The sequence below is a fragment of the SAR202 cluster bacterium genome (assembly GCA_016872285.1).
Taxonomy (GTDB): Bacteria; Chloroflexota; Dehalococcoidia; order Lucifugimonadales.
Genome location: VGZZ01000015.1, coordinates 38548 through 50230, shown reverse-complemented (window position 1 = coordinate 50230; position 11683 = coordinate 38548). Strand labels below are relative to the sequence as shown.

Annotated in this window: 8 protein-coding genes; 5 read left to right on the top strand and 3 right to left on the bottom strand. The window is 60.2% G+C overall.

Annotated features, from left to right (window positions below):
* A partial coding sequence (locus FJ320_05980; protein MBM3925523.1) for an FtsX-like permease family protein occupies window positions 1-3483 on the top strand: 3483 nt, incomplete at its 5' end.
* A 293-nt stretch (window positions 3484-3776) separates the two neighbouring features.
* Here FJ320_05980 and FJ320_05975 read toward each other — a convergent pair.
* Window positions 3777-4118, bottom strand: coding sequence for a hypothetical protein (locus FJ320_05975; GenBank protein ID MBM3925522.1), 342 nt, complete (start codon window positions 4116-4118; stop codon window positions 3777-3779).
* A 159-nt stretch (window positions 4119-4277) separates the two neighbouring features.
* On the opposite strand from FJ320_05975, the gene FJ320_05970 reads away from it, so the two are divergent.
* The 4 genes from FJ320_05970 to FJ320_05955 all read left to right on the top strand — a co-directional run bounded on the left by FJ320_05970 (window position 4278) and on the right by FJ320_05955 (window position 8720).
* On the top strand, window positions 4278-5690 hold the full coding sequence (locus FJ320_05970) for a DUF1800 domain-containing protein (GenBank protein MBM3925521.1): 1413 nt from the start codon (window positions 4278-4280) through the stop codon (window positions 5688-5690).
* 37 nt (window positions 5691-5727) lie between these two features.
* The gene (locus FJ320_05965; protein MBM3925520.1) at window positions 5728-6738 is read left to right on the top strand and encodes a hypothetical protein; all 1011 of its coding nucleotides are present in this window, start codon (window positions 5728-5730) and stop codon (window positions 6736-6738) included.
* A 406-nt stretch (window positions 6739-7144) separates the two neighbouring features.
* Window positions 7145-7942, top strand: a complete 798-nt coding sequence (locus tag FJ320_05960; GenBank protein ID MBM3925519.1) for an SDR family oxidoreductase — start codon at window positions 7145-7147, stop codon at window positions 7940-7942.
* 37 nt (window positions 7943-7979) lie between these two features.
* On the top strand, window positions 7980-8720 hold the full coding sequence (locus FJ320_05955) for a hypothetical protein (protein ID MBM3925518.1): 741 nt from the start codon (window positions 7980-7982) through the stop codon (window positions 8718-8720).
* A 228-nt stretch (window positions 8721-8948) separates the two neighbouring features.
* Here FJ320_05955 and FJ320_05950 read toward each other — a convergent pair whose 3' ends face one another.
* On the bottom strand, window positions 8949-10253 hold the full coding sequence (locus FJ320_05950) for a 4Fe-4S dicluster domain-containing protein (protein MBM3925517.1): 1305 nt from the start codon (window positions 10251-10253) through the stop codon (window positions 8949-8951).
* Window positions 10254-11507, bottom strand: coding sequence for an FAD-binding oxidoreductase (locus FJ320_05945; protein ID MBM3925516.1), 1254 nt, complete (start codon window positions 11505-11507; stop codon window positions 10254-10256).
* Between the last annotated feature and the right edge of the window lie 176 nt (window positions 11508-11683).

Below are 11683 nucleotides of genomic sequence, written 5' to 3'. Positions count from 1 at the left end.
AGGCCTGCTCAGACCGTCCTTATCGTCGTCGGCTCTATGCTCAGCGCCCTTATCATGGCCGCCGCCTTCGGCACCGGCGACACCATCAGCTACTCCATCCGCAACGAGACCGTCACCGGCCTCGGGACTATCGACGAGGTCCTTGCCTCCACCCGCGCCACCGATCAGTTCGGTCGAGGACAGGAGGCCTACTTCCCTGTCCAGACCTTTGATGATCTCGAGCGTCAGCTTGAAGGCTCCGACGACATCGACGGCCTCGTTCCCTATATCGCTGAGATCGTCCCCCTCTTCAACCCCCGCACCTCCCTGTCCGAAGGCCAGGGCCGCATCGCCGCCGTCGACCCCGCCCGCACGGTCGGCTTCGGCGACTTCCTGGATCCAACCGGCCAGCCCGTCTCTCTCCAAGCCTTGTCACCCGACTCCGTCTTTATCAACGAGGAGGCCGCTAAGGAGCTGGACGCCCAACCCGGCGACACCGTCCGCCTCTTCGCCCGTGGCCGCCAGGCCGACTACAAGGTCGCCGCGATAATCCTGGACGGCGGCCTTGCCGGCATAGACTCTACCGTAGTCATGACCCTGGCCCAGGGACAGGCACTTCTTAATCAACCAGGCCAGATTAACGCCATCGCCGTCTCCAACCGGGGCGGCGAGCGCTCCGGCGTCGAGCATAGCGAGGCCGTCGCCCGCAGGCTTCGCGGCATCTTCGCCGACCCCCAGGTCGCAGAGCAGCTAAAGGCTCTCTTGTCCTCCCAGGACGTCCTCGCCTTGATTCAAGCGCGAGAGCAGACCCTCAGCGGTGAGCTTAAATCAGACTTCGCCTCTCTGCGTGAGGAACTGCAGCGCCCCATCGTCTCCAGTCAGCTCGTCAGCCTCCTCTCCGATCAGGACGTTTCTGACGAGGCCCTGGACGTGCTAGACACCGGCGTCCAGCCGGAACTCCAGTCCAGGGCAGACCTGCTGTTCAAAGACCTCTCGGACATGAGCGTCTTCGAGATTAAGCGCCGCTTCCTGGACCTGGCTGACGAGGTTGGCAGCGGCGTCACCACCTTCTTTATCATCATGGGCCTCTTCTCAGTTATGGTCGGCATCCTCCTCATCTTCCTCATCTTCGTTATGCTAGCCGCCGCCCGCCGTGTCGAAATGGGCATGGCCCGCGCCGTCGGCGCTAAGCGCAGCCACTTGATTCAGATGTTTGTTTTTGAGGGCACCGCCTATAACCTCCTCGCCGCCGCCGTCGGCACCGCCATCGGACTGGCTATAAGCGCCGGCATTGTCGCCCTCGCCAACCGCATCTTATCCGATATCGAGGAGGGCTTCAGCCTCACCTATCACGTCGAACCCCGCAGCGCCATCGTCGCCTACTGCCTCGGCATGATAATCACCTTCGCCACCGTGGCCGTCTCCGCCTATCGAGTCAGCCGCATGAACATCGTCGAGGCCGTCCGTGACCTCCCCGAGACCATAGTCCTCAAGGGCGAGGATTCCCTGGGCCGCCGCGCCTACAGCCTCTTGAAAGCCCTCCTGCGCCCCTTCTATTTCCTCGTCTACGGCTCCCGTGACCTGGTCCACAAGCAGTTCTCCAGGGGATTGCTCTTCCTCGGTGCCGCCCTTGCCTGGGTCCTTGCCTTCCCTATTTGGATAATCGACGCCATTGCCGCCCTTTTCAGGGTCTCCTGGCCCTATCTGCGACGCGGCTGGCTCACCCTCCTCCTCGGCCTCCTCCTCGTTTGGGCCGGCATCAGCGGCGATCAGCTCGCCCCCTTCGCCATCGGCAGCTCCCTGATGATCGTCGGCCTGGGCCTAATGCTCCGCCTCACCGCTCTCAGATGGCCCTCCATCGCCCTCACCTTCGGCCTCCTCACCCTCGCGGGAGGTACTGCCGTCCTTATCAATGCCTTCGTCGACTCAAGCCTCGCCGGCGGCATCATCGGCGTCCTCCTCCTCATCTGCGGCGCCTCCATGACCCTCCCCATCGCCTTCCGCCGCGCCGTCCCCCGCCCCGAGGTCATAGACCGTCTCGCCTTCACCTTCATCGGCGTTATCATGCTGGGCTACTGGATACTTCCTTTCGACACCATGGAGCCCGTCCTCGGTGTCCTGGACTCCGACTTCGAGATGTTCTTCATCTCCGGCATCTCCATGGTCGCCGCCGCCGTCTGGACCGTTATGTACAACGCGGACCTCCTCATGCGCGCTGCCGTCGCTCTCACGGGACGATTTAGCAAGCTGCGTCCCGTCCTGGTCACCGCCGTCGCCTATCCTATGAGCGCCAAGTTCCGCACCGGCCTCACCCTCGCCATGTTCGCCCTCGTCATCTTCACCCTCATCGTTATCTCCATCCTCACCAACGTCTTTGGCAACGCCTTCGCCAACGCTGACGAGATCACCGGCCACTGGGATATCGAGGCTTCCGTGGCCCCGACTTCTCCCATCGACGACATCGATGCCGCCATCGCCGCCAACCCAGACCTGAACATCAACGATTTCGAGGCCATCGGCGGATACGTCACCGCCCCGGCCCAGGTCCGCCAGACCGGCGCCGATGAGCAGCGCTTCCGCGGCCTCGAAATCCAGGCCGTCGACGACGGTTTCCTCGCCGCCACCAGGTACGAATTCAAAATCCTGTCGCCGGACTACAGCTCCGCCGAAGAGGTCTGGGAGGCCCTACGCCGAGACCCCACCCTCGCCGTCGCCGACTCCTCCATCGTCCCTAGCGACACCGGCGGCGAGTTCGAGGAGGGCTTCGGCACCTTCCGCATTGAAGGCCTCTTTATAGAAGACACCTCTATGCAGCCTATCCAGATTGAGGTCCTCGAGCCCCGCACTGACATTGACCTCAACCTGACCATCATCGCCGTCCTGGACTTCACCACCGACAACCCCAGCGGCCTCATCGTCTCCAAGCAAGCTGTCGACGACGCTTTGCCCTTCCCCATACCCGTCACCACCTACCGCTTCAGGACCTCCCCCGGCGTAGACATCCCCTCCACTGCTAGAAAACTTGAATCCGCTTTCCTGTCCAACGGCATGGAGTCCGATGTCCTGGAAGAGCTCATCGACGACCAGGTGTCCGCCAACCGAGCCTTTAACAACCTCTTCACCGCCTTCATGGGCCTCGGCCTCGTCGTCGGCGTGGCCGCCCTGGGCGTCATAAGCCTGCGCGCCGTGGTGGAGCGCCGGCAGCAAATCGGCGTCCTCCGCGCCATCGGCTATCGAAAAGGCATGATCCAGTTTGGCTTCTTCCTGGAGTCCTCCTTCATAGCCCTCTTGGGCATCGCCCTTGGCATAGCCCTGGGCAGCATCATCTCCTACAACATCGTCGAGGACATCCAAGACGACTTCCAGGGCGTCACCTTCTCCGTCCCCTGGCTCCAGGTAAGCCTCATCGTCGGCATCGCCTACATCTTCTCCGTCATCACCACCATCCTCCCCGCCCGCCAGGCCGCCGGCATCCACCCCGCCGAAGCCCTCCGATACGAATAGCGCTCAGTGCTGTAATTCTCCCATCTGGTTCTCCCTCTTCTCCTGTTGTCCAAGGAGAAGAGGGAGCTAGACGCCGTCCTGAGCCTGGCCGAAGGAGGGTGATGAGGTGAGCCTAATTTATTCTTCCCCTTCCAGCAGGCTGTACTCTGTCCCGATGCAGTCGGGAAAGGGGACAAAGGGGATGGTATACCGATTAGAAACAAGGCTGGCTTCCCTGTTTAAGGTTGCTAAGCAATTCCAAAAAGGAAGCGCCCCGACAAAAATCGGGGCGCTTCCTTGGCAAGACCCAGCGTCTACTTCTTCCGTCTAAAAATATTCTTCTCAATCATGTTATCTATCTTCCCCCCAATCTGTTCCCCTAGCTCAAACATCTTCGAGTCGTCAGACCCCTTCCCCTCGGCAAAAAACTCCGCCGTCTCCTTCTTCTTCCGCATCGCCGGCAAAGCCTTCCCCAGGAAGTCGTCGTTATACTTCGCCTTCTTTTGCACCTTGTAGTTCACCTGCGATATTAGACGAGTAGTCTCCTCGCTGCCGCAGTATTCACATTTAGCGGTGTCAGGTATGTTGTTCCGGTCCTTCACCAGGACCTCACTCACCTCCCGGCATTTGTAACACCCGTACTCTATTAAAGGCATCTTTCCTGCCAGCAACTTGATTTGTCTGAATCTGTTTTTAGCATAGGCCCCACAAAAGCGTCAAGCCCAGCGCCTGTGCGGTAATCCCCCTGATTGACACTGTGAGTCGCCCAATGCTAGCTTTCCCTCAGCTATTATATCTGACTCTGAGGTTGGCTTATGGGAAGAGACATTGGACTGATTGCTCACCTGATAAGGCGGGCTGGATTTGGCGCTCCTTACGAGATGATTAAGTCCTATGCCGCCAAAGGCTATGAGGCCACGGTGGAGGAGCTGGTAGACCCGGCGTCCCACGGCATACCCGGCATAGATACCAGGCTTCTCCACCGATACCACCCCCTGGCCGAGAAACCGGAGAACCCTCCCTCCGCTCAGATGGCGGTTCTTTACTGTTTTATGAACTCCCCTCGACCTCTCGAGGAGAAGATGACCCTTTTTTGGCACATGGTCTTTGCCACAGGTAACGCAAAGGTAGACAACCCGCCTCAGATGCTTCGCCAGCTAGACATGTTCCGCCATCAAGGCATGGGCAACTATCGAGACATCCTCATCCGCCTCTCCAAAGACCCCGCCATGCTTTACTGGCTGGACAACAATCAGAACCATCGGACTGCCCCCAACGAGAACTGGGGCAGGGAACTTTTGGAACTCTTCTCCATGGGACAAGGCCACTATACCGAAGACGACGTCAAGATGGCAGCCACGGCCTTTACCGGCTGGACCATGAAGCCCAAGCTTCCTCGCAATCCCTACGGAAGGTGGTACTGGGAGTTCGAGTACCGGGCTGAGGACCATGACAACGGCGACAAAACCTTCCTTGGACGTACCGGCCGCTTCAACGGCGAGGACATCATAAACATCATCCTGGAAGAGACCTCCTGCCATAAGTTCATAGCCCGTCACCTGTACAACTTCTTTGTGGAAGATGAAGTGCAGGTCCCTTCCTGGCTGGACATTCCTTCCAAGAACCCCAAGGCTGTGGACGCCATTGCTAAGGTGTTTAAAGACTCAAATTTTGAGCTAAAACCTACCCTTCGCTTCCTGTTTAACTCGGACTTTTTTAAAGATGAAAAAGTGTGGTTTGCCAAAGTTAAGAGTCCCATCGAAGTCGTCGTCGGCACCACCAAGATAGCCGGCGGTGTCGACGGGCCGGACCCCAGCCACATGCAGTTGGCCTTCGAGACCGGCTATCAAGGGCAGGAAGTCCTGGACCCTCCCAGCGTAGAGGGCTGGCACACCGGCGCCGAGTGGATTAACACCGGCTCCCTGGTGCGCAGGGTCAACTTCATGGCCGAAAGGTTAGGGAACACCTCCTACCCCGGCGTTGGCTCTATTGTGGATAGCCTGAGCAAAGAGCGTCCGCTCAGCGAGGAGGGTCTGGTGGACGGATGTCTTAGGCTCCTTGGCGAGGTCAGGGTGGGCCAGGAAACCCGAAAAGAGCTGGTCGCCCACGCCAAAGCCGCGGGGCCTCTCCCCAAAGGCGTCACCGCCGCCGACCGCCACGCCTTCCAGCAGCGAGTCGGCGAGATGCTGCAACTTATAGCGTCCACCAGGGAATACCAGTTCTGCTAAGGCATTTTTACATCTCGCAATCCGATGAGGAAACAACATGGCTCTGACTAAGACCGTCGCCGGACGCACCTACTCCTACAGCCACTGCGTCGGCGGGCTTCAGATGTGCAACGGCCCTATGGACATCGCCCTCGCGGAAAAAGGCGTCGTCTATGTGGTGAGCCGAAGCACCGGCGCCGACACCTATTTCGGCACCTTCTTCCAACGATGGACCCAGTGGGATTTGGAAAACGACTCGAAAATCGGCGAGACCGGCGCCATAGGCAGCGGGGATGGCCAGTTCATCTGGCCCGCCGGCATCGCCCGAGACAGCTCAGGCAATGTCTACGTAACCGACGAGTATTTGAACAGGGTGTCGGTATTTACCAGGGACCGGGCCTTCGTAACAAAATGGGGAGAGGCCGGAAGCGCCCCGGGGCAGCTTGGAGGCGCGGCAGGCATTCGGCTTGATGATGACGACAACGTCTATATTTCGGAAAGCCGCAACCATCGAATTCAAAAGTTCTCCAAAGACGGCCAGCATCTAGCCGTATGGGGAGGCAAGGGCAGCGGGCCGGGGGATCTCGACAGCCCCTTCGGCATCCACCTAGACCGCCAGGGCAATGTGTACGTCGCCGACTGGGGCAACGATCGAGTCCAGAAGTTCTCACCCGATGGCGCTTTCCTGCTCCAGTTCGGCGCGTCAGGGCCCGGCCCGGGCCAGTTGCGCTCCCCCACTGGAGTGGCTGTTGACAGCGACGGCGACGTCTACGTCGCCGATTGGGGAAACAACCGCGTCCAGATCTTCAATCCTGATGCCGAGTTCATAACCTCCCTCCACGGCGACGCCCGCGAGCTTTCCAAGTTCGGCGCACGGTACATATCAGCGAGTCCTGACATGCTAAAAGCCCGCCGCCACGCCGACACCTCGGTGGAGTGGCCCTTCCGGCGCCCCATCGCCATCGCCATCGACCCTGACGACAACATTCTGGTGATGGACTCCCTGTGCAGTCGTATCCAGATATACAGAAAAGAGAGGGGTTACACAGAACCCCAATTCAATCTATGACAACAGCCTGAAGATCTTATTTTGCTTGCGGGTATTAGAACTCGTAGAGCGGTGAGGCCTCCTCTCACATCTAGTCCTTTCTCCCTTAAACGCCTGATACACATTGAAGAAAGCCATGAGCCTTCTTCTCTTCCATGATGGGCTAATTTATGAGAAGCTACGAGCCATCCAATCAGACGGGGTGGGGGCTGGTCTAGTTCTCCCCCTTCGGCCTGGAAGAGCCTGTCCCGAGTACCCCCCCGAGGGACGAAGGGGGAGTTAGAGGGGGTTGTGGTGTTTTATCTTTCTCTTCCCTCTTCTCAGAAAGTAGAAGAGGGATAAAGGGTGATGAGGTGGTCCCGTATAGAAGCGACGCTTGCTTCGTAATAAACGATTACATCTGATAAGACGCTAAGGAGGCCCCGCCATGGACCTAGGACTCAAAGGCAAAGTCGCCATCATCACCGGCGGCAGCGAAGGCATCGGCAAGGCCGCCGCCGCCCGCCTCGCCCAGGAAGGCGCCAGCGTCGTTATCTGCGCCCGGCGAAAAGATGTCCTCCAGCAGGCCGCCGACGAGCTAAAGAAAAAGACCGGCGGCAAGGTCCACCCCGTCTCCGGCGATGTCTCCAAGGCCGATGACGTTAAGCGTATCGTCAACGAGACGGTGAAAGCCTTCGGCCGCCTGGACATCGTCGTTAACAACGCCGGCCAGTCCGCCGGCGGCACCTTCGAAAGCGTCGACGACCAGGCCTGGTCCGACGACCTGGACCTCAAGCTCATGGCCGCCGTCCGATTCGCCCGCGCCGCCCTCCCCCACATGCGAAAGGCTGGCGGCGGTCGAATCATCAACGTCACCAACATCGGCGGCAAGGCCCCCACCGCCGCCTCCGTCCCCACCTCCGTCAGCCGCGCCGCAGGCATTGCCCTCACCAAGGCCCTCTCCAAAGACCTCGCCAAAGACAACATTCTGGTAAATACTGTTTGCATCGGCGTTATAAAAAGCGGCCAGCAGGAGCGTCGATTTCGCGAAATGCAGAAGAAAGACCCCGGCCTCACCCTCGACAACTTCTACGCCCAGCAGGCCAAGCAGCGCGGCGTCCCCCTGGGCCGCGTCGGCGAGGCCGCCGAGGCCGGCGATGTCATCGCCTTCCTCGCCTCCGACCGCGCCAGTTACCTCACTGGCACATCCATGAACATAGATGGCGGCTCTTCGTCAGTGGTATAGTACAGACGCTAATTGGTCCCTTTGGAGGTTATGAATCATGCCGCCACAGGATGACCCCCGCCTCGACATGCGCCAGATGAGAGTGCAGTCCACCGTCGGGGACATTCTTACCAACAAGTCCCTTCGGCAGGAGTACCGCGAAGACCCCAACAAAATACTGGACGAGTTGCTGAAAGACCTGCCAAAGGCTGAGCAGGAGCAGGCCAAAGCCGAGGTCAAGCGCAAAGTCCAGGAGGTCGAAGAGGTCTTCCCCGGCCTGTCCCGAGAGGAAGCCAAGGTTATGCTCCTCTCCTCCCTGGACCTCCCTAAAAGCTCCTTCACAATCTTTACCTGGCTTAACGTGTCTCTCTTCGGCGTCGGCATCGGCCTGTTAGTTCTAGCCGCCGTCGTCGGCCTCTTCAAAGGCCAGGAGCAGTTCACCGCCATGTTCGGCGCCGGCGGCCTCGCCACTACCCTCGGCCTCTTCTTCATCGACCCTCTCAAGCGCATCTCCAACGCCGCGTCCGACCAGTCCCAGCTCCGCACCGTCGTCTTTGGCTTTTGGACCCAGCTCGCCAACTGGCGCACCGAAGTCCTCGCCCCCAACGACTCCCACGACTTCGACACCATCAAAAAAGTCAACGCTGAAGTACAAAAGACCATGGACCACGCCGCCGCCCTGCTTCAAAAGTACGTCGAGGCAAAAATCAAAGAGCAGCCAGCCCCCTCCGACAAGGAAGTAAAAGCCCTGCAGGACCGCATCACCCAACTGGAGAAAAAGGCTGGCGCCAGCGCGTAGCAAGTCGCCTTAGCTGCTAAGTTCGCTGCTCAAGCAGTCGTCAGATTGCGTTTAAGTCATTTCGAGCGAAGTCGAGAAACCTCACCGTGCCGTCCGCTGACATTACATTCCATTCCCGCCACCCACATCTTCCCATAAGCGTCGGCCAATCATTCCGAGGTCAGATAATAAAACAAGTCCTGTCATCCTGAGCCTGCGAAGGATCTATGCTCACCACCAACCCCCCACTTAGCTCTCTCCTCCCCCGTACGCCTCCTCCACCACCTCCACCACGTGCCGCACCCGCGCCTTCGACCCCGTCCTTCGTAGCCCCGCCTCCAACTGCATCATGCACCCCGGGTTCGCCGTCGCCACCACCTCCGCCCCCGACGCCCTCACCCACTCCACCTTTCGCTCCACCAGCCGCCTCGACATCTCCGCCTGCGTCACCGAATATATCCCGGCCGCCCCGCAGCACCGGCTGGCGTTCTCCATCTCCACTAGCTCCAACCCCGGTATCGACCTCAGCACCTGCCGGGGCACCTCCGTAATCCGCTGCGCGTGGGCCAGGTGACACGGGTCCTGGTACGTCACCCGCACCTTCATCTCTCGCGACGGCCCCTTCAGCGGCAGCGACGCCAGCAGCTCCGTTATGTCAACTGTCATCTTCCCCAACCGACGCGCCCTCTCGGCGTACTCGGCGTCGCCCTCAAATAACTGCCCGTACTCCTTCATCGTCGAGCCGCATCCCGCCGACGCCACCACTACCTTCTCCACCCCCGCTTCCAAAAACACGTCGATATTTCGACGCGCCATCCGACGCGCCGTCTCCACGTCCCCGCTGTGCAGATTCAGCGCACCGCAGCACCCTTGCCCCATCGACACTGCTACCTCGCAGCCGTTCCTCTGCAGCACCCGCACCGACGCATCCATCGCCCCCGACTGCATCAGCGGCATCACACACCCCGATAGCAGCCCCACCCGCATCCTCTTCTCCCCCATCGCCCCATGCACCTCCCGTCGGGGTTCAAAAAACCGAGAGGGTATCTTGGGCAGCTGCTCCTCCATCTCCGCCACTCCACCCGGCATCACCCGCAACACTCTGCTTCTCCTCACCACCCACTGCAACCCTAACCTCTGATACAGCCACAATGCCCTCATCCCTGCCCTCAGCAGCCACGGCCTCGGTAGCACGCCTCGTAAAAATATCGCCTGTGCCAGCCTCGCGCGCCACGATAGCCTCCCCTGCCGCACCACCTCCGCCCGTGTGTCCTCGATAAGCCGACCATACGGCACCCCCGAAGGACACACCGCCTCGCAGGCCCGGCACGCCAGACACATCTCCCAGTGCGACGCCACCCGAGGCGTCACTCCCAGCCGGCCCTCCTTCACCGCCTTCATCAGCGCAATCCGACCCCTCGGTGACTCCGTCTCCAACCCCGTCTCCATATACGTCGGGCACGCGCTCAGGCACAGTCCGCAATGCACGCAGCGATATAAGTCCTCTTCCCTCGGCCCAAATTCAATCAAGGGTGCCTTCTTGACCTCGACCACCTAAATCCCTCCCACAAACCGGCCCGGGCTAAGAATGCCCTTCGGGTCCAGCTTCGCCTTCACTCGACGCATCAGCTCCACCGATGCCGCTTCGCCCCATACATCTATCCCCTCCTTCAGCCCCGGCGGACACCGCTCCACCACCCACTCTCCTCTTCCCGCGACCATATTCAAGTCATTCTTTGAAATATCTCCCTCCATCCACCACAGCCGCCGTACTACCCCCATACCTACATCCACTATTACACCATCCTCTGCTCCCGCGCTCTCCATCGCCTCCCCTACCTTCGATGTCGTCACGTTATATCTCACGCACACCGTCGGCCCGTCCTTCTCACGCCACGGCATGTCCACCAGCCTTTGCCAAATGCCCTCGTCCACCTCCTCCATTCTTTCTCCCAGGTACTCCCTCGCTTTCACCACCCTCGTCTCCACCCCAACACTCCTCCCCTCCACCATCACCACCGCCGTCCACCCATCCCCCAGGCCCACCAGATTACCCACCACTCCATTCACCACCACCAAAGCTTGCGGCGACGCGTAATCCTTCAGCAGCCCTCGACTCGCCTCCAACGCCTCCCTGCAAAAACCAAACCTCGCCACCAGCGTCCGGCTCACTTGTGGCCGAGGCGCCACCTTAGAAGTCGCCTCTAAGATTATCCCCAGCGTCCCCAACGATCCCGTATATAGCTTATGTAGGTCGTACCCCGTCACGTTCTTCACCACCTTGCCCCCGCTCTTCGTCACCCGCCCGTCGGCGTTGACCACCCTCATGCCGATAACCCAGTCCCGAGGCAGCCCATACCCCAACGCCATCGGCCCGCTGTACGCCGTCGCCAGTATGCCGCCTATAGTCGCCCTCTCCGGCATCGGCGACTGCAGCGGCAGCCATTGCCCCTTCTCCCCCAGCCTCCGATTAGCCTCCGACAGCGGCACCCCCGCCTCAAACGTCGCCGTCATGTCTCCGGGCTGGTGGTCCACCATCCGATTCAGCCTCTCCATCCCCAGCACCACATCCACTCCCCGAGGCCGATTCCCCATCCCCATCTTCGTCCCGCCTCCATACGCCACCACCGACGCTCCCTCCCGACCTGCCGCCTCCACAACACTGGCCGCCTCCTCCACCGACCCCGGCATCACCACCACTCCCGCCTCCACCCCATCGACGGAATAGTCGGCGCGCTTCTTCTGATAAATAACCTCTTTCCCCTGTAGAGCAGTCTTTAAGGATTGCAATAGGGAGGGACGTTGCATTAGCCAGCCACAACATTCCTTCTCCCCTTGTGGGAGAAGGCGCAGGTCGAAGACTCGCCGTGGAGAGATGAGGGGTGAAACCCTATGAACAGGAGACAGGTATCACGCCAACGCGTCTCTAGGCTTCTTATCTTCCCTCCTTGTGGGGGAAGGATAAAGGATGGGGGGTTAACTCT

Bases quoted from the DNA above. Each gene is read 5' to 3' on its own strand.
- FJ320_05975 (MBM3925522.1), bottom strand. From the start codon at position 4,118: ATGCCTTTAATAGAGTACGGGTGTTACAAATGCCGGGAGGTGAGTGAG.
- FJ320_05970 (MBM3925521.1), top strand. From the start codon at position 4,278: ATGGGAAGAGACATTGGACTGATTGCTCACCTGATAAGGCGGGCTGGA.
- FJ320_05965 (MBM3925520.1), top strand. From the start codon at position 5,728: ATGGCTCTGACTAAGACCGTCGCCGGACGCACCTACTCCTACAGCCAC.
- FJ320_05960 (MBM3925519.1), top strand. From the start codon at position 7,145: ATGGACCTAGGACTCAAAGGCAAAGTCGCCATCATCACCGGCGGCAGC.
- FJ320_05955 (MBM3925518.1), top strand. From the start codon at position 7,980: ATGCCGCCACAGGATGACCCCCGCCTCGACATGCGCCAGATGAGAGTG.
- FJ320_05945 (MBM3925516.1), bottom strand. From the start codon at position 11,507: ATGCAACGTCCCTCCCTATTGCAATCCTTAAAGACTGCTCTACAGGGG.